Below are 19,784 nucleotides of genomic sequence, written 5' to 3' on the forward strand. Positions count from 1 at the left end.
ATCGGTGCAGGCATTCTACATCTTTTGAAAAATTTGGTTTATGGGGTTAGAGTATGGCATGTGTGCTGTCTTCTTCAGCTGTCCAAAAAGGTATCTGCAGCCGGGCAAAAACTAATTTTTCTTGCACCAAGCTTCAACCAAAGAGCCATTTTGGTCCGTATTTTTAATAATTAAATTCGGGTTTCAAGTTTAATATCTCTCTTTTTTACTTTTAGTTATAAAATGTACATAACGTTATTATTGTATGTTAACTAAAAGCCCTATTGTATTTATATTGTATTCCGGTTGTTTCCAAAAAAGAGGTACAAATTTACTAAAATGAAATATTTTGAGAAAAGTCAAACGAAAAAAAAATTGAACAAAAACTATAAATGTTTAAATAAGTATCTCAATCTCTTAATTTTACAAATATTCAAAAACGGCTATGGGGGGCTTTACTCGCTTAATCCTTTTTCGGATGGCACAAATTTTGAATTTGAGGGTTTATGGCTAAAGCCCTCCGCGCCGGTGTGGAAAGCAGACAGTATATTATAGCTGTCACCCATTACAAATCTACGCCGGCGGAAGGAATAAACAATGCCTTACGCGTTATTCTATCAGTTGCGAGTTGAAATCGGGCTGATCTTGCTTTGAGGCTGGGGCCCTTTCAGGGCGATAAAACAACGGGTGATCATACCACAAGGCGATGCCCTGGGCTAACGCTACAAGGCTTTCAGCCTTGATGGGGGCTTGCAAGGAAAGGACAACCTCTGCGTTTGCTTACTTTTAAATCGGATATCTACGGGTGGCAACTCACTTTTGCCGGACTTCACAGGCCTTGAATTTGAGCTTTATATTTTAAACACTTGGTTGATGGACAGACTCTATTTAGTGTTTGTCTATAAAGTCAACTTCTGCGTTATGCTTGTCATAAAAACAGTCATTTACGAAAAGTAAACTCCTTGATTTTTATGACTTCACAGGCCTTGAATTTGAGCTTTATATTTTAAACACTTGGTTGATGGACAGGCTCTATTTACATGAGCGGCCTTTTCAATGCGAAATTTCTGATTCGGGATGGGATTCCAGGGCGTTGCCGTTGGGCTGAAGTTATTTGCACTTTAAGTGCGGTGAGTGGCAAAAGTATGATTTTACGAATGTAAAAAGAGTCTGCTTCTAAAGTGGAGCTTCTGCGTTGAACTGACTTTTTTGTGATATCGGATTTTATTTTCTTCAATTACAATTGTGACGGTATTACAATGGCTTGGATACGTCACCGTAAAAGCTTGCAAGTCGATCAAATGAATGTGAGCCTGCTTGTTGTGGTAGAAACCACTGCATTCAATTATTCCTAAAGGCGAATAGCGCGTTACTTTAAGCAGCGACTTAACCGTTTCGATATGAAACCAGGAACCGGCTCCTTCACCTGCCAGCCATTGTGCATTTTCAGGTATGGAGGAATGTTTTTCGGGCTGTGGTAATGTCGATTTCAAAAACTCTCTATGAGGTTTTAGAGACGGACAAACGGGTTGTATACCACTCAGGTTTTCAATAACCGTTTGATTTCCGAAGGCATGTACATTGTTCATCGGCGTTGGTGTGAGCGGGACCATGAAATTCAACCGGAAAAGCTGTTTAAAATTGAGTTTCCCTGCCCTCAACACCGAATTTACAAAACGGGAACAGTTGCTCCCCCTGTATCGGAAAGGGCCATAAGGAATAGGACTTTTAGCCTGTAATTGCAACGCTTTGGCATAAGCCTTTTTAAAATTGATTGGGGCATACGAGGCATGTAATTTCCCTTCGCCATGGCATGCCGGGTTTTGTTGAAGTTCAATCAATATCTCGTTGAAATTCAACAGCATTTTGCCATTCGTGGATATCCATGGTAAAGTGTGTACGGTTAAATCGGGGTCGGTAATTGCCCCACGTGCCCTTCCGTGCTGAAAGGGTGAATGATACCGCCCAAAATCGAAATAAAAACATTTTTTATGTTGACTGTCGACCAATACCAGAGCGGCATGTCCGGCCTGGTAATAATTATTTTTGCTGATACCTATACCTGAAGTGATCCATTCGTACCAGCCCCCAGCCTGTTTACAGTATGTTTCGGGCCAGGCAATGGCGATGGCAAATCCTGTTTGTTTATTATTCGTGGTCATAGCTGAATCGTATGGTTGGTGTTTTTGATTAAATCGTAATAACTCATTTCCAACTTACTGCCTTCATGAATTATTTGCGTGGTGCTAACTGTTTTTAATTCCCCCTCGCGCATCATGATCACATTAACCGTGCTATCGTTGGTGTGTTTACCGGAATGAAACTGAAGCAAACCAGAAGCCGTGGGGTGCATTTTGCTCTCTTTCAGAAACTGATTGAACCAAACTTTGCGCTCCTTTCGGTTGGCAGCGGAATACAATGTTACCGACGACCAAATGTAAGAGTGCCTGGTGTCAAGTTGCCTATTGTGTTTGTCATTCCCATCCCAAATCAATTCGCTGAAGGAGGTCATTTCATTGCCATCAAAATCGATAGTCAACAAGGTGAATGGTTCGGTATGTGCAAGCGCTTCAGCAGTGAGAAACTGATCGGGATTTAACCCGGACCCGGCGGCATCAATTAATACTTTGCCCCTGCTGTGGGTGTGAAATGCTTGTTTGGTATGAGGTACGAAAGCGCCGTTGAGCAAACAAACCACACGTCCTTTATTGCTCATGGCAATCCACGAACCGCCGGCCACCGCATCTTTGGGATAGCAAAGAATGACATCGTCCCGGCGGTATTTGTGAGGGATAATGGTTTCACGAAAAGCCTTCTCGTCGCGGTTCGAGGTAAGAACAAACCCCTGGGGTTGCGGTATGTATGTTACTGTGCACATGAGTTGTTGCGGTAACGAATGGTTGAATAGGCCACGCCAAATTGTTCATCGACCAGTTGTATCCGGCCGGTGGCAATCAACCCGATTTTAATGATGGCCTGATGATGAATGCTGTGTTCTATGCAATAGGCCAATTCACGTCCAACCGATGTAAAAATCCGGTTATCCATGATTTCATCGGTTGAGGCCTCGACTTCCATCAATATCCGGCTATTCAAATCGAGTGTATTTATACCCGCAATAATCCGGTTAATGGTTTCAATGGCGAAATGGGTGTTTTGAGCTATGCGGCCATCACGTTCACGGCGGTCGTAACTGATTACCCCGGTAAACGAACCCGAAACCAACAACAGATAAAACTCCAGAATATGGCGGTAATGCTCACCAATTGAGGCTCCGGACAGCACTTCGGGACGCGCCGAATAATCATCGCTGTTCAATTTTTCTAACAAAATGCGCAATTGGTTAAGGTTGTGTTTGGCCGTTTCTATCATGGCTAACTATTTAACAGCGTGTAACTTTTTAAAAGGATTCTCAATTCCGGCGAATCCTAACAATTCATTGTAATCAACATGATCGTCGAGATGCTTACCGTAATGAGCTTTCACAATTTTAAAATTTTCGTCGATAAAGAAATCGGCAGGTAAAAGGGACATGCTGGCATCTTTATCCTTTTCGGCGGGTAAGCCTAATTCTTTGGCTTCGCGATTGGCTGTTTTCATATCGGCTGAAAGCATGGTACGAACAACGCCCATCATGGATGTTCCCACCCCGTATTGGTCGTAAATTTCCTTCTTCGGATCGCCAATCAAGGGCCACGGACTAATTCCACGGTGAAAAGCACTTTTCTTCAACGTTTCGGCCGGGCTTTCGAACAAAAACAACAACTGAACATCCTTCTGTTTAAAACTGATATTGTTCAGCATAATTTGGTGCACCCGCCGGTTACAAAACGGACAATTTACGTTGCGAAAAAAGCCTATTGCGATTTTCTTTCCTTTGAAATCGGACAGACGTACTTGTTTTCCATAAATATCGACCGCTTTGAAATCGGGGGCTGTTTGACCTGCTTGAATCTTCATAATCATCTATTTTTAAGAGCTATTTTATCTATTTTAAAAGAATAGACGGAGAAAGTTTAATTCCTGACAAGGAAGAAAACGTCCCCTAAATTCCACTACTTGTAAAAAAAGCCGTAAACAAAAGGATAAATTTTACAAGCCACACAAAAGCCGAACGCTGCCTCCAGAAATGAAAAGAGGCCAAGCACTCCGGCAACGGCCAAAGCCAAAGTGTTTAATCCAAATAATGTTGCCACCAAAACCACACTGGTAAGGAGCAGACCTATGCGGGCTGCAAATATTTTAGGACCGGCGTTGATCAATTGTACCTCTACCGGCAGCAACTTCACAATTTGTTTTGATGTGATACCCACCAGACTATATTGTGCCAAGCTGGAGCCTCTTAACAGAAAGTCGATAACCATAAACGCCATAAACCATAAAGAACCGGTATAAGCAAAAACGATTAGGAAAAGAACCGTAAATGCGGCGTTGATCCTGGCCACTTGTTCGTTTATTTTTCGTTCGGATATGGGGCAAAATGCGTATGTCTTCATATTTCAATTTTATTTGTTTGGGGAATAGACGTGCCACTTTGTCGAACCTGACAAAAAAATATTCTTTTAATTTTTAATGGGCTGTGAGCTCTATTTCACCGATTGCCCCAGATCTAAAAATTGCTCAGGAGTATGGTAACCCATGGACTTTTTCACCACTTTGCCATCGCCATTAATGAATAGTAAAGTTGGATAAGCCGTGACCTGATAATCACGTGCTAAAGAAATCCCCTCCCCTTTTTCACCGTCGAGGGCTACATTTATAAAACGATTGTTGTATAAACTGCCAACTTCTGCATTCGTAAAGGTGTTTGCCTTCAGCATTTTGCAAGGAGGACACCAGCTGGCCGAGATATCGAGAAAAATTAGTTTGTTTTCTTTTTTTGCCAATTCAAGCGCCTCGTTCCAAGTCCCCTGATGAAAATTGATGCCTTTGGCTTCTTCTTTCCCGGCGGCACTCATCTGAAGCGAGACCGCAAAAATAAAGATGAAAAGCCCTGATGCTATTTTTTTCAACTTGTTCATTGTATTCTGATCTTTTAGATTAGTAAACTTTCTATTGTTGATATTCGGAATGAACAGTAACTTCAACGGTCCTGGCAATATTCGATGCAGGTTTGCCACCAACGAAGGTGATTCCATAATCGGCCAATGTAATGTTGAATTTACCTGATACACTTACCGTGTTGCCTTTGACCGTGATAGTAGCAGATTCATTTATCGGATTTGTTTTCCCTTTAATGGTCAGGTCGCCTGTTACTTTTGCCTGATAGATGCCATCTTTTGAGAAGTCAATTTCTGTAATATTGGTGATTTTTCCTTTTAGCTTTGCCGTTGGAAATGCTTTGGTGTCAAGAAACTTACCGCTATTGAAATGCTTTTGCATCAACGCCTTTTCAAATTCGAAACTTTGCATGGGCACTGAAAAAATGCTCTCGCCGGTTGCTGTGCTTAAGGTACTCACCGAAGCGAAATTGTTGGCTTCAATGTTTTCGGCCGGTGTGGTCGAAAAGAATCTGATATGCGTTTTGGTCGATTTCAGTTTTGCAGTCGCCTGTGCAAACGTAGTTGTGACCGCACTAAGGAGTATAATACTCAGTATTAAGCTAATTCGTTTCATGATATTCATTTTTAAATGGTTATTACTTTAATCTGTTTTCAAGTTTTAAATGACCAGTGTGCAATTGTTGAGAACAACATCCTGATATAATTCCATGTCAGTATCGTAGGATGCGCCGGCATTGATTACCCCTTTCACAGTAACGGTTGCTCCAGGGGAAAGCGCGACAACATCGCCACTGAATGTGCAGCTAACACCAGCCTTATCGTTTTTACCTTGGAGGATAATAACTTTCTTACCCGAAAAATCTTCGGCAATTTTGTGGATGGTACCGGTTACTTCCATAATTTTGGAGTCGCCATCGGATGCCAGATATTTTTCATTGGCCGCATCTGCATTTTCAAGATATTCGGCAACCAAAGCCTTAGCCGTTATCTGGTAATCGGTTTTAGCAGATTGTACATTGCGATGTGGCATATTAAACAGGTAGAAGCCTGTTGCCCCGGCAATTATAATTCCGGCAACAGCAGTTATGATTCCAATTCGTATAATCTTTCTTCGTTTCATGTTCGTTTAATTTATTTTGTACCCAAACAGTCGGGGAAAAAGAAAAACCTGACATTTAAAATGATTTGTCCTGAAATATTTTCAGATGTATAGACGGCGTTTGCTTTCGATCCTGACAAAAGAAGTTTATAATTTTTCGAACGCCGATATCAGGAGTTCTTTTTTGACCAATCCATAGTGACTAATGAGCATGCGTCCTTCTTTGTAAATAACCAAATTAGGCACAGTTGCCAACTTCAGCTCTTTCACCAGCTTGTTGCTGGCATCGACGTTTATTTTCACAATGGTGATCAAATCCTTATACTCCGACCTCAGGCTGTCGATCATGGGCATCATTTGTCGGCAAGGCGCACACCACGGGGCGTAGAAGTCGAGATAGGAAACAACCAATGAAGCATCAGGAATGGCGCTATCAGTTAGCCCCGCCGTTTTCAAAGCATTGAGGTATTTATCTTCGTTGTATGCTTCGGGTGCAAATTAATTAACGTAACAGTTTATTCTTCGTAGAAAATGACTTTAATGCGGCTCATCTTAGCGTCTTTTCGGTGATTTGTTCAGGGCATTTACCGCGGTTGGCCAATATTGAAGAGTACAGCGAAACACAAAAGGGAACGAAAAATGTGAGCAGGACTTTGTAAAAATACAGTCCGGTAAATGATAGTCTGAAAAGTTGGGGATTATTGATTAAATTAAGGATAATACCCACAATAACAGCCACGCTGATCGCCCTTTTAAACGATGCTTCAGTAATCAAACGTTTTTTTAAAATTGTTGTTGTCGAAGTTGTCCCCATTTTATTCTGTTTTAAGCTTCCTAATAATTTCCTGTTTCAGCTTTGATACATCAACCTGAATAGCTTGATTTTTCAGATGTTTCTGAATGCCATGCTCTAAAACAGTACTTTGTTTCTCGTAGTCAGCGCAAGCCTTACACATCGATTTGTGTATTTTTAGTTGCAATCGCTCTGAAAACGAAAGCTTAAAATGGAATTGTTTTTCGATCAACTCAGTTGCCCTGAGACAAGACAAAAAGAGCAGGTGCATTATTTTCGTCATCATAGTTTTTCAATTTTAATTGTACCAGTTCTTTTCAACACAATCACGCAACTGAAGTTTAGCCCTGTGTACTATCTGCCAAAAATTGGACGGCGTGATTCCCAATTCCTGACAAATTTCTTCGCTATTTTTTTCCATCAGGTATTTCAATTTAACCGAAGTGTTCCACTTTTCAGGTAAAGCATCCAGACACTTTTTTAATACTTGCTGAAATTCAGAGTCATCGAGCAGGTGCTCTTCAGCGTCGATGTGCCAGTCGTTTGGCTTTCGTTGCTCCTGCCAGCCTCCATCGTGTTCAAAGAAGCTGGAAAAAGATTGATCATCAACAGATACGGTTTGGTGCACCTTTTTACGGTAATGATCGATGATTTTGTGATTTAGAATACTAAAGAGCCACGTTTTAGGAGAACTCTCTCCTTTAAATGAGTCCATTTTTTCGGTGGCCGAAAGGAAGGTATCCTGAACTAAGTCCATGGCCAGCTCACTGTTTGAAACCTTGTACAACGCCCATTTATAAAGGTCGGTAGTGTAGTTTTCTACCCATGTTGTTAGTAGATTAGTTGGCATGGTTCATTTTTTATTTTTAATTATTCAACTTTTATTGTAAACTTTTACCCCTTCTATGCGGATAAAAAAGTGGAACAGTTTATTTATAAATTTTCATCCCTATTGTCCGTAAAAAATAAGCTCTTCATTTAAGTGTTCAGGCCGCACTGGCTTTTTAACGGCAATTCCTTGAGGTGGAAAGCAACCCTAAGGTAACTCAAAATTTTTGAACTCACTCGCATTAAAGTTGGGTTTTAATCGATTCCGAAGGGATGAAATAATGGTAGCAAATCGGACAACAAATTTATATAAATCCGGAAGTGGAGATATAATCAATCTATTCAATCAAATAAATATTTTTCATTGTATTCAATTCAAATTTAAACAATTTCAAATATTCTTCTCTAAATGAATTTATTTTATGATGTTCGTCCTGATTCAAAATATAGTTGTAGACATTCTCTATTTGTGAATGAGAATATGGAAAAGCTCCGTAACCCTCCTGCCAAAAAAATTTTCTTTCACCAATTTTCTATTATGAATAAAATTAGATGCATTATTATTTATGTCTCGCACCAAGTCTTAAATAGCAATAGATGGTTTTAAACCAATAAAAGCATGAATATGATCAGCGATGCCATTTACAATAATTGTTTTTTAACCTTTGTCTTTTATAATGCCCGAAATGTATTTATGCAATTCATTGCGCCATAATCTGGAAATCAGATTTCCTCTGCCTTTTACGGCAAAAACAACTTGAATATAAATTGGTGAGAATGTTCCAGACATATATTCATTTTTTATTTCACCCCTTCGGCGTTGGGTTAATCAATATTTATCACTATTGTCCGGTAAAAAATATATTCTCCATTTAAGTGCTCAAGCCGCACCGGCTTTTACTTTTTTTCTACAGCAAAAAAAAGTAAACAAAAAATGCCGCCGCTGCAAGTAATTTCCTAAAAATCAATTTCATTGTCTAAAATCCGGGAACTCGCTTCGCTCAAACAGCCCGGATTTCTTTACGCCAATAAAATTGATTTTCTTAACGGAAATTTCTTGAGGCGGAAAGCAACCCCAATATCTCCTAAAATCTCTGACTATCACATTGGATCTGGGTTCTAATCATTTCTCTAAATTTTTACCGGACACCAATGAATATTTATATTCTTCTATAATCATATCATCCCTTCGGCGTTTGTGGATACTTTTATCATAGGACAATCATCATATTTCCCTTTCGGAGACTGATTTTCTATTCTTTATTGATTACTTAATCACAAAAGTTTTCATAATATCTTCTGCTACCGATACATATTTATCATATTGATTTAATTCACAGGTCAAAGTCAACACGTAAGCTTTTTTATTCTCAACCCAATAAAGTTGTTGCCATTTTAAATCAAATCGACCTTGCTTCCCTGTATAAATCACTTTTTGAAACGCCTTGTTTTTATGGGTTAATCTTTGGGACAATATTAAATTACCGTCTGTAATCATTGTCTTAATCTGTTCTTCTGAAATCTCAACATACTTATCAAGGTCAATATTTTGTCCGGATAAATCTTGTATCAGCAAATTTATATTTTCTCTAAATGAGTCTTGTTGAGAAATTTGGTTCGATAATAGAATGAAACTCAACCCCATTTGTCCAGATCTATCCAGATTAAAGGTATCGGGATACTGAATTGAATAATCGGACTCGTCAAGAGATATCCAACTTCCTGATGTTTCAGCTTTAACGTCTTTTTTTGACTCTATTTGAGAGGATTGTCCACAAGCAGCCAATGCCACTATCAAAGCGAAAAATCCAAATAGTTGTAATTGTCGCATTTTATCTTCTTAATTTTATTAATTGAAATTTTATCTATCTACTATTTCTTATTGACTTCGTTGCTTTCTGTAAAAACAAATACCGAATTTACGAATTCACTGATATTTACCAAAAAGGTTAATCAAAAATGGCTAATAATTAGATGGGGCTGCTTATAAAATTCATCTACTGCGTTGTGCTTGCTGTGATAATAAATATTTACTGGGGTCAACTCATGTTTTCCGAGCCACACAAAACTTTAACAAGCCTTTAATTTGCAACATCTGATCCCGATGCATTTAGGCAAGTAGCATTTATGTGAGCGACCTTTTCAGGACGAAATATTTTATTCAATACCGTTTCCCAGAGTGTTGCCCTGGACTGAATTAATTTTCACTTTCAGTGCGAAAAGTGGCAGAAGCATGATTCTACGGATGTAGATCCAGCCCCACCGCGCTGGCTCTGATTTCGTATAAAACACAATATCTTACAGTACCCCTATTTTTCTTCTGGTCTAACATAATCCCAGTAACACCTTCCATTGAATTCAGAAGATGTAAGACACCGCAATTGTACCATTGAGGATTCACCACTATTAAAAACACCTTTAAACTCAACCCATTGGCCAACCTTGCTGTTCGCATCAAGCTCAAACCGACACGTCTTATCAAATGCACCATTGGTATCGAATATTGCTTTGCCAATGGTCCCCTTATCAACTTTTAACAATACACTTAACTGGTAAATTGTATTTGGAGTAATCTGCACCTTTTGAATCTTCTCCTTTGGTCTTTCTGATCCTTTGTATTGCAATGAATAATAACCTTTTGCCGTATTGTCACGGCACCATGTATATGCTTTTGGAGATTTATCTACCCAAAATTTAATTTGATTTTGGGTAGCGAGCTCAAAGGATGAATTTTTGACCAGGTTATTTATTTTTGCTTTATAAATTTTAAGTGAAGAAATTATATCGTTACAGCCTATTGCATTTAAGTCAATCCTGTCTTCCTGAAAAAGCCATGATTTCCCCTTAAAATCATCTTTTTCAAAACATTCGACCATATAACCTTCCGGCATTTGAATGGAGGATATTGCTTTAGGCGTAATACCACGTTTCAGCATTTCAGCCTGATTATATTCACCAACGGGTAAAGTTCCGAACATTTCATTAAAGTTAATGTCGTTATGAAAAGTTGGGAGTTTTACACCCAACGTCTGTTTTACCATTTGAATAGTACCGTCTTCATTAAAATAAACAGGGTCGAAGCAAATGGACCGTTGTGGCGCAATTCCTCCCGAAAGATTCCCGTTGTGATAAAAAATATACCACTGGTCATTATATTCAACTATTGAACCATGCATGGTAATCACATCGGTATGCTCAAGAATCAGACCTTTGGGCTCCCATGGTCCTAATGGACTGTCACTCATTGAATACTGCATTTGGTTGTAAGGCCGATGATGATCCGGGTAGATCATATAATATTTGCCTTTACGCTTGAACACAAACGGACCTTCGCGATGTTCGTCGACTCCGGTCTGATGAACCATTTCCCCTTCAATTTCCATCATATTATCTTTAAGTTTAGCGGCATAACACTTAGCATGCACAACCGCATAAAGATAAGCTTGTCCGTCATCGTCAATGAAAACAGATGGATCGCAAAAGGTCTCCCCCCCCTTTCACATATCCCTGTACTTTAAAATCAGAAGCAGGCATTTTGCTGGTTGCCACACCTATCTCCCAAACCATATCTGCATTTTTATGAGGGAAATAAAAAAAATAGATTCCATCGTTATAGACACAATCTGGGGCCCACATATAACCTCCTTTTTTGGTTCCCCAAGGAATATCCCTCGAATGAAGAATTTCGCCATGATCTTTCCAGGTCATCATGTCATTGGTTGAGAATACATGGTAGCCATCCATTTTGGCATATCCCTTTGCGGGCGCAACATCAGTGGAAGGATAAACATACAAACGCCCGTCTTTCCAAACATGCGCCGATGCATCGGCTGTAAACATGTGACTTACAACAGGGTTTGAACGACGATTTTGGGCGATAGAGAATATTCCAAATGCAAAAAATAAAATCAGTGAAAAGATTAAAAAATTATTGGTTTGGTTTTTCATTTTTATGCTTTATTCTACTATTTAATATCCACTGTCAAAAATATTTCTTGCTGCTCACGAACGACTTTCAACTTAAGCGGTGCGGATTGCTCACTCACTATTTTTAAGAATTGAGTTTCGGTGGCCACCTGTTGTCCATTCACGGTTAAAACAAGATCACCTTCAAGAAATCCGGCTTTGGCTGCCTCCGAATCTTCAGGCACAGTTATCAAGGCAATCCCCTTCTCATCCTGAGAAACACCATAAGCTGAAAATGCCATTCCGGTCAAACCACTTATATTAGCTCCCATCCATGTTGTTGCCTTGGTTGTCATTTTTTTGCTTTTCGGTTTTTTGTCACGTTTTCCTGCCGTTGCGAGAGACGGTATAACCGGAGTTCGTGCAATTGCTTTTAAAGCCGGTTTTTTTACACCAAATTGATCCATCGGAAAATTTTTAAAGCCGACATTAAAAGCTGGCGACCCTTCCTTTACCCTGAAATCACCATTTTTGGGATCGATAAACAGAGGATCGGCAACAATTGAATTCTCGTCCCACCCAAATTTTTGCGTTAACACGCCATTAAAAATAAGGTTTCGGTCAACAAGCTTACCTGAATTCTCAGCAGTTGGCACTTTAACCCCCCGGTATTTAGCCATAAAAATATTTGAAAACACCTCATCGCCACTGTTGGGATACCATACATGAGGATGGAAGGTATTGTTTACGGTAATATTATTCCATGCCCGACGACGGAATCCTTCACGAAATTTTAATCCGCCAGATAACATCAGGTTGTTATAAATATCGTAGTTGGAGGAACCATCATCCAGATCGATATCCCAACCGTGATCGCATCGCCAACGACTATTGCGAATCACAGTAGTTTTCATTGCATCGGCAAACGGGAGTTCAGGATATTTAGCTAAATCGAGCCCTTGCACACGCCAATAGCGATCTCGGCCCCAAGAGTTAAAAGAGCCATGGTCATGAGTTTCAAGCACCGTATTAAACACATCGCAACGTTCTATCAAGTGCCCTCCAAAAGCGCCATCGCCAATATTAATTCCGGAACGGGCACAATCGTAAACAGAACAATCACGCACCGTTATTTCACTGGCCATATCAATAGTTATTCCGGCCGGTTGACGTTCTACCGTACCTATACCATGAATGAGGCAATCCTCAACAGTACATAAAGCCGGATAATTTTCGGTTTTTGGTCCTGGTGTGAGATCCAGTTTAATAAATTCGTTCTTCTCACGATATTGAAACAATGGATTACGCAAAGCATTGGGGTCACCAATAAAACAAATACCACTGGCTCCGGTATCGTGAATATGGGTTCCTTTCACCAAGGTGTGACGGTTATAGTTGCTCACAAAAATGGCATTACCCCCAACCTGATCGAACTCACAATCGAGAATCTGAATATTTTCAGTACCGATAAGCATAAATGCCCCACCACGAAAAATGGTCCAATCAGAGCGGACCATTGGCTCTCTGGTATCCATAAACGTTCGGGCTGCATGACGAACAACAAAACCCTGAAATGTAATATGACTGACAGGAGCATCCATAGAACCCTGAAATTCAACTAAACGCGTCAAGCGAACCACTTCTACGGTAGCTTTTGCAAGATCTGTATTCACTTCCGGCATGTAATACAAGGTATTTGTATTCGCATTGTGAAACCATTCACCCGGAGCATCCAATTCTTCAAATATGTTTTCAACCATACGATATTTTGGATGCATTCCCATTTGCCTGTTGTTTTGCCAGCCACCTTTATAGGTTATTTCGCCATTCACATCTTTTCCAGTGATGATGTAATGATAGCCGCCCCAAAGTCTGGAGTGCATGGCGTGTATGTAACCCCCCACCGGATTTTTCCATCCTGCGGCACGTTCTTTTGAGAAAGCATCAGCGGCATAACCCTGATAAGCATCTGTTTTCTTACCGGCATCGTAATTTGGATATCGTGCCATTCGTTGATTTAACCCATTGATAAATAGCTGGTCAATCTTCAAATCCTCAGGTGTAGATGCCTGATAAATCCCATTCAGATACGGTTTCCAGGTAAGTTGGAGCTTTGTTCCTCCACTTAAAACTGCTTCCCCCTCGGTATCCGCCTTAAAGACAACAGGATATTTTTCCGTGCCTGAATCTTCAGGTTTAAAAACAAGCGTTTCAGGCAAATAATAAACACCAGCAGCAACGTGTACCGTCACCATTTCTCTGCCTAAATATTTACGAGCTGCATATTTTGCCGCCATCAGGGTAGCAAAAGGTCTCCTCTTTGTTCCCTTATTTGAATCCGATCCATTGGGACTCACATAAAAGTCAGCGGCATTGGCCACATTTAGTACCAGCAATAAAAGCAACAGAATACCTATTTTGACTAATCTCATATTTCTAGTTTCGTTTTTCTTTAACTTTTAAAGTTCTTATTTTCTGATTAGTGTCAGCAATAAAACTCCATTATCAGGACTTCACAAGTCCTGATAATGAAGCTTTCTTTCTGTCATAAAAATTTTCTTGCAGGCACTACTTATCAAAAAATAAGTGGCGATAATAAACTTTTGAATGGCAACAACACGCTATATCACTAGTATAAAAATACCTATGGCATTAAAAATCATTTTACAGCCTTAAAGACAAATGCACATAAACTTTTGGCAGGTAGCTCTACTGTGTAGTTTTTATCGGCAAGAGTTATATTTTGTGTTGCTACAGCATCTGCATCATTTTGCAGAAAAACAACCAGTTGATGGTCGTTACGAACAGCTAATGCATTCACCTCTTCCGGGGTCTCAGTCGTTATACTCTGATCACCAGGACGAATAAATTTACTGAGCAAAGCCATTGGCGCATAATCGGGGTTATAGGTTACAGTTTTAGCCTGACGATCGATTTTAATCAGACTATTTTGTTTCCAGCCCCAGCCACTTTTACTTTCTTCATTCAGAACCATATTCCAGTAGCAAAAATTCTCACATCCACCGTTGAGCCACATACACACTTCACCGAAACGTTTGCGAGCTTGTTCCATACTATTTTTCCCATTCTCGCATCTTCCTTCCGTATGCATAAAATCCATATCCGGATAATCGCTATTTAAGGATTTGATTTGACCTCTACGACAGTATTGCAATCCAATTCCGTCAATCACTTCGCTTCCTTTGAGTGTCAAAAATTTCTCAGCATCTTTGCGAAATGCCCTAAAAGTGCCAGCCCAAATTTCAGTTTTTACGCCTGCTTTTTTAAACGCCGGTCGGATATGATCAAAAGCTAATTCAGCCATTTGTTCTGGAGACATGTCGCAACCTGGATACTTTGGGTTCATATCTGTTTCATTCTGAATAACCAATCGATCAATATGAACACCCCTTTTGGCATATTCCTGAACATATTTAGTAAAATAAAGAGCATAAGCAGCATAAATTTTAGGATCGGCCTTAAGCTTATTATTCTCTGCATTCTTCTTACCACCATCCATTATACCTGAATATTTCATCCAACCCGGAGGACTCCATGGAGATGCAAATATTTTAAGCTCTGAATTTTGAGAATAAGCAGCATTTATAAAAGGAATAACCGTTTTTTCGTCACGTGCCACCGAGAAATGGTTCATTTCATAATCCTCAGGTGTTTCACTGTAACTGTATGCTCCCAGACCGAAATCAGATGATCCAACCGCTGTGCGGCACATAGAAAAGCCGATGCCTTTTTGGGCACTAAATAGGTTCCTGGCTAACGTCTTCTGACCATTTTTACTTAAACTCATGAAAGCCTCGCCACCTTGCTCATTAAATGCGCCACCAATACCACTTAAGTTTGGATGGATAATGGCATCCAGTTTAATTTTAACTGATGACTCAGATTTCTCTGATGGTTTAATTTTCATTTTTTTTGTTATCACCGGCTGACCTGTAACTGTTGCGTCATCCGCAAGGTTAACATAACTTACCGATGCTGGCTTATAAGTCGTAACCGTTTGCGCTTGTATGCTTCCATAAAACACCAGAGCTGCTGCCAGTGTAATACAAAACGATTTTTTAGTCATACTATTTGTTTTAGATTCTATTGATTCTTAAACCAATCGATTAGAAATTTCAACAAAACTATTGCTTAATCAATTTACAAGAATTCACCGATCCATTACGAATTAATTGAACAATATATAATCCATTAGGGAGCGTACTAACATCAATTATTTGAGTCTTGCTAACAATAATATTTTGCTGTATTAATGCCCCAGCACCAGTAAATATATCCATTCTTGAGCCTTCTGCATTATTGATAGTTAAACTGTTATGTGCAGGATTTGGATAAAAATCGAAATCCTGGCCACCAACAACCTTATCAGTAGAAACTGAGACCTCTTTAGAGTAAACCATTAATTTGGGATGAGCAATAGGATTGGGATGTTCTGAGGATCCAAACCTGGTCGCTTTGTTATTACTAAGAGTGCAGGCAATACGAATAGAAAGCTTATTGTTATCATCTAAAGCATTCAATAATTCATTTGTGACATCAATAGTAACGTCACCACCATCACTCCAAGTATATAAGATCTTAGTACCATCAGGACTATTTGAATAGACTATTGAATTCGCATCCCAATTATCGTCTTCAACTAATTCTGCTTGGTAACTAGAAACTTCAGACCCCGTATTTATAGAAAATAATTTTAACCTGGCATAATAGATATCTGAAGATAAAGCTGCTATGGAAGATAAATCAAATCGCAAATATGTTTCACGCAAATAGGGAGCCTTAGTCGAAAACTTACTAATCAACTCTGATTCTGAGCCATAATTAGTATTACCCTTATAATAGGCATCTGCTTCAGGAATCAATGTCACACTAGGTTGAGGCTGTGAATCAACATAATCAATGAAGTCATAAATATGATTATTCACTTCCTTCATATCCTCAAGTAAAGTAGTGTACTGGTTCCCATCTATATCTACAATTCCTTTAGCAACATCAACCTGGTCATCCTGAAACTTGAACCAATGCCATCCGACCACACAACCAGTTTCGGCTGTTGTTGTTACAAAATTTTGATAAAACATACCACGAGACTCCTCATCTTTAACTTTCCATCCCGCACCAGTTGCTTTATCTGTTTTATCATGCATAGCATAAAACTCAGTTAACATCAAAGGACGGCCTGACCAATTTACCATATTTTGAATTTCAAAGTCTCTAGCCCCCCATCTACTATAATGATTGGTTGAAAACACATCTACATATTTACCGGCATTTTTCATAAAATCTTCGAGAGTCTTCTCTGTACTATTACAACGGCTTCCAAGATACATATGATTAGGATCTACTTTTCTGATAGCTGCTGAGACAACAGAATAATAACGCTCAGCCATTAAGGCCATATAAGCATATAGATCATCTTCATCCCAATTACTTGAGGTTTTCCCTCTTGATGATAAAAAATTAACAGCAGTAATATAGTTCTTATCTGTAGGATCAGTAATGGCAAGATGTGCTTTTAAGCCTTCATTTTTCCATGACAACTCATTATCAGAAAAATAACCAAACACATAAGGATCTTCCTTATATAAAGCGAAACCTTGTGCCAACTCATTCGCAAACGTTTCAAATTCATCATCAAAAACAGGCATTTCAATGCGAGGGTTTCGTTGCGCTCTATATATTCCAATAAAACTTATTTTTGGGCAATATGCTAAGGGGCTTTCATTATTCAGGGTCGTCACAATACCTTCATCACTCCAGCATCCCAATCCGTTAAATCCATTCTCAGTAAGGAGCTTGTAAATCTCATCAGTTGAAAAATCATCTAAATTAACAGAGTTAAGTGCTTTGTGCATATAATAATAACCTTCAGGGTCTATTGCCCACCAGCGACCATCAATTTTTTCCACTCGAAAAAAACCCGTAGCCGTAGTTTGATGTGCTTTCCAGCCACCATATTTGCTGAACTCCATATTGGAAGGGTTCTCCTCGTAATCATTTAATCTATCCAGAATCTGACAATTCATTGTAAACCACTGAGACGAACTACCAGCCTGAGCTTGTGAATAAGCCTCATTAGTTTGTGCAGACACTAAAACCAAAAACGATATTAACAGAAATCGAATGATACAAATATTATTTTTCATTTTAATCTCATATTTTTAATTATTATTCTCATTTATTAACTCTTACACACCAATGACTTACAATGTGTAAAATATTTTCCTTTCCACCCCCCTACTCTAAATCAACTTCCTATAACTAATAACGCCTTAATAATACAACAGAGTAAAGCGTGACGATTGAAAATCCTGCTAAATACAGGGATTCAGCTCCGCTAAAAAGTGAAATTTTCCCTATTCATTTTTTGTTGTAACCTTTTTAACATCACCATATATACTCATTTGTGGATGTACCACTACAGCCCTATATTCATAGGTCTTCCCTGGTTGAAGATTCTCAAGTACCACAGTAAATTCCGCCTCATTTGAAGCTTCCCTGAATGATGTTTCATGCCAGGTTTTATTAGATATATTTTCAACAAAGCCGGCATACAAACGGTATTCAAAGCCGACTTTCACTTTTTTTGCATCTCCCTTTTTTAAAAGATTACCACTTAGGGTTACCGTTTTATTAGCGACTTTAGCCTTTTGTGTTTCAATAATGGGAGGATCAAGTGATGGGAGTACATTCTCAATTTTAACAATTATAGGGTTTGGCCATTTGGCATTGTTATAAATGCGTTGTGCTCTGACTACAGATATTTCTAATCCTTTATCAGTCTGTTTGAATCGAGATTTTGCATCCGCATTAGGTTTATATTCTACCACTAAATCATTTTGTCCCAGTACACTGATTTTGGTGTTTGGAGTCGCCTTAACAGAGCCCAATACAAATTCTTTTCTATCACCTCTGCTCCAATTCTTAATATCTGTAATTATTGCATACACCGTTTTTCGATCTTTGGATGCTGTAAACCAGATATTTCCTTCTTGTGGTATAATCCAAGGGCGCGACCCCTGAATCGCTTCCTGGTTAATAAATTGCCAGGCAGCTAGTTCTGTCAAATTTCTGGCCTCAGGGTCAGGTATTGCACCAAATGGGTCAAGCCCAATATTGAGTAATAAATTTCCTCCTTTAGCACGCGTCTCAATTAACATTTCAATAACGCTTCCTGCAGATTTCAACTCGTCATTAGTGGGTTTATATTGCCATTGAGTTCCCATGGTAACACACGATTCCCATAAATTATCATCAACCACACCAAGTAGTTTTTGCTCAGGTGTATTTACAGCACCTCGGGTAATCACTAAATCAGGTTGTAAATTCCAGGCTTCATCTTTACATGGCTCTTTCGGATTTCCATCGATAAACAACACATCTATCTTGCCATAATTAGAGAAAAGCTCGTGTGTTTGCCGGCGAATAAAATCATTATACTTTGATTTCATCTCATCACTTAAATCTAAACCACGCCTACGCACCAAAACACCATTTTCTCTCAAAAAATTAAAATCTTCCGGCGAATAATAAAAGCCAACAGCTAATCCTGCTTTACGTACACCTTCAACATATTCTTTCAACAAATCCTTTTTATAGGGTGTGTTTGTAATGTTGAAATCAGTCGTTTCAGTATCCCACATACAGAATCCTGAATGATGTTTTGTGGTAAAAACAATATACTTCATACCAGCCAGCTTTGCTTGTCTGGCAATTTTATATGCATCAAACTCAGTCGGATCAAATGTTTTTGGCAGTTCGTTTATAAATCGGTTAGTGTAATCTTCGGAAGCACCTACCATTGAATGGCTGATAACGATTCCCAATTGGCTATCCATACTCCAATGAATAAACATGCCAAACCCCATATCACGTAACCATTCTTGTCGTTCTGGTTTATTTCTATTATAACTGGCTCTAGCATCATCAGTTATCTGTGCCTGTGCAAAAGTCACTAGCAAAACGGCAAAAAATAAAAAAAATGTTTTTTTCATCTGTTTATAATTTGTTTTTCAGTTGTCATATGAAACTCGCCGGAATAATCATTCACCTGTGTGAGAGATTACTCTCATGCTCGTTTCATTTTCAATTTTCTTTATCAATTTATTATTTACATAATGCCTGTCCATAAAGTCGGGAGTTTGGTAATAAAGTT

Annotated in this window: 20 protein-coding genes; all 20 read right to left on the minus strand. The window is 39.0% G+C overall.

Annotated elements, in window-relative coordinates:
- Window positions 1-1,130: 1,130 nt before the first annotated feature.
- The gene (locus ACT3CD_RS14835) at window positions 1,131-2,141 is read right to left on the minus strand and encodes a DUF6695 family protein (protein ID WP_444646438.1); all 1,011 of its coding nucleotides are present in this window, start codon (window positions 2,139-2,141) and stop codon (window positions 1,131-1,133) included.
- Window positions 2,138-2,857, minus strand: coding sequence for an NRDE family protein (locus ACT3CD_RS14840; RefSeq protein ID WP_444646439.1), 720 nt, complete (start codon window positions 2,855-2,857; stop codon window positions 2,138-2,140). Before ACT3CD_RS14840 ends, ACT3CD_RS14835 begins: the two co-directional genes overlap by 4 nt.
- Window positions 2,845-3,351, minus strand: coding sequence for a DinB family protein (locus tag ACT3CD_RS14845; protein WP_444646440.1), 507 nt, complete (start codon window positions 3,349-3,351; stop codon window positions 2,845-2,847). Before ACT3CD_RS14845 ends, ACT3CD_RS14840 begins: the two co-directional genes overlap by 13 nt.
- Before the next feature lie 6 nt (window positions 3,352-3,357).
- Complete coding sequence (locus ACT3CD_RS14850; protein WP_444646441.1) at window positions 3,358-3,939, minus strand: peroxiredoxin family protein; 582 nt, start codon at window positions 3,937-3,939, stop codon at window positions 3,358-3,360.
- 95 nt (window positions 3,940-4,034) lie between these two features.
- Window positions 4,035-4,475: a DUF4395 domain-containing protein gene (locus tag ACT3CD_RS14855; protein ID WP_444646442.1), complete on the minus strand. Its 441-nt coding sequence runs from the start codon at window positions 4,473-4,475 to the stop codon at window positions 4,035-4,037.
- Between the two features lie 90 nt (window positions 4,476-4,565).
- The gene (locus ACT3CD_RS14860) at window positions 4,566-5,000 is read right to left on the minus strand and encodes a thioredoxin family protein (RefSeq protein WP_444646443.1); all 435 of its coding nucleotides are present in this window, start codon (window positions 4,998-5,000) and stop codon (window positions 4,566-4,568) included.
- A 31-nt stretch (window positions 5,001-5,031) separates the two neighbouring features.
- On the minus strand, window positions 5,032-5,595 hold the full coding sequence (locus ACT3CD_RS14865; RefSeq protein ID WP_444646444.1) for a YceI family protein: 564 nt from the start codon (window positions 5,593-5,595) through the stop codon (window positions 5,032-5,034).
- A gap of 45 nt (window positions 5,596-5,640) precedes the next feature.
- Entirely contained in the window at window positions 5,641-6,102 is a 462-nt protein-coding gene (locus ACT3CD_RS14870; protein WP_444646445.1) for an OB-fold protein, read from the minus strand.
- Between the two features lie 126 nt (window positions 6,103-6,228).
- On the minus strand, window positions 6,229-6,537 hold the full coding sequence (locus ACT3CD_RS14875) for a thioredoxin family protein (protein ID WP_444646446.1): 309 nt from the start codon (window positions 6,535-6,537) through the stop codon (window positions 6,229-6,231).
- A 91-nt stretch (window positions 6,538-6,628) separates the two neighbouring features.
- Entirely contained in the window at window positions 6,629-6,895 is a 267-nt protein-coding gene (locus ACT3CD_RS14880) for a hypothetical protein (RefSeq protein WP_444646447.1), read from the minus strand.
- Between the two features lies 1 nt (window position 6,896).
- Window positions 6,897-7,160, minus strand: coding sequence for a hypothetical protein (locus tag ACT3CD_RS14885; protein WP_444646448.1), 264 nt, complete (start codon window positions 7,158-7,160; stop codon window positions 6,897-6,899).
- 12 nt (window positions 7,161-7,172) lie between these two features.
- Entirely contained in the window at window positions 7,173-7,724 is a 552-nt protein-coding gene (locus ACT3CD_RS14890) for a sigma-70 family RNA polymerase sigma factor (RefSeq protein WP_444646449.1), read from the minus strand.
- Window positions 7,725-8,360: 636 nt separating this feature from the next.
- Window positions 8,361-8,492, minus strand: coding sequence for a hypothetical protein (locus ACT3CD_RS14895; RefSeq protein ID WP_444646450.1), 132 nt, complete (start codon window positions 8,490-8,492; stop codon window positions 8,361-8,363).
- Window positions 8,493-8,969: 477 nt separating this feature from the next.
- Entirely contained in the window at window positions 8,970-9,533 is a 564-nt protein-coding gene (locus ACT3CD_RS14900; protein WP_444646451.1) for a hypothetical protein, read from the minus strand.
- 478 nt (window positions 9,534-10,011) lie between these two features.
- Window positions 10,012-11,127, minus strand: a complete 1,116-nt coding sequence (locus ACT3CD_RS14905; RefSeq protein WP_444646452.1) for a family 43 glycosylhydrolase — start codon at window positions 11,125-11,127, stop codon at window positions 10,012-10,014.
- Window positions 11,128-11,158: 31 nt separating this feature from the next.
- Window positions 11,159-11,650, minus strand: coding sequence for a family 43 glycosylhydrolase (locus ACT3CD_RS14910; RefSeq protein ID WP_444646453.1), 492 nt, complete (start codon window positions 11,648-11,650; stop codon window positions 11,159-11,161).
- A gap of 17 nt (window positions 11,651-11,667) precedes the next feature.
- On the minus strand, window positions 11,668-14,040 hold the full coding sequence (locus ACT3CD_RS14915) for a hypothetical protein (RefSeq protein WP_444646454.1): 2,373 nt from the start codon (window positions 14,038-14,040) through the stop codon (window positions 11,668-11,670).
- Between the two features lie 227 nt (window positions 14,041-14,267).
- On the minus strand, window positions 14,268-15,695 hold the full coding sequence (locus ACT3CD_RS14920) for a glycoside hydrolase family 30 protein (RefSeq protein WP_444646455.1): 1,428 nt from the start codon (window positions 15,693-15,695) through the stop codon (window positions 14,268-14,270).
- A gap of 58 nt (window positions 15,696-15,753) precedes the next feature.
- Window positions 15,754-17,775 carry a CBM96 family carbohydrate-binding protein gene (locus ACT3CD_RS14925; RefSeq protein WP_444646456.1) on the minus strand — a complete coding sequence of 674 codons (2,022 nt, stop codon included), beginning with the start codon at window positions 17,773-17,775 and terminating at the stop codon, window positions 15,754-15,756.
- A 210-nt stretch (window positions 17,776-17,985) separates the two neighbouring features.
- The gene (locus ACT3CD_RS14930; protein WP_444646457.1) at window positions 17,986-19,623 is read right to left on the minus strand and encodes an alpha-L-fucosidase; all 1,638 of its coding nucleotides are present in this window, start codon (window positions 19,621-19,623) and stop codon (window positions 17,986-17,988) included.
- Between the last annotated feature and the right edge of the window lie 161 nt (window positions 19,624-19,784).

The organism is Geofilum sp. OHC36d9 (genome assembly GCF_052400685.1).
Lineage (GTDB): Bacteria > Bacteroidota > Bacteroidia > Bacteroidales > Marinilabiliaceae > CAZHHH01.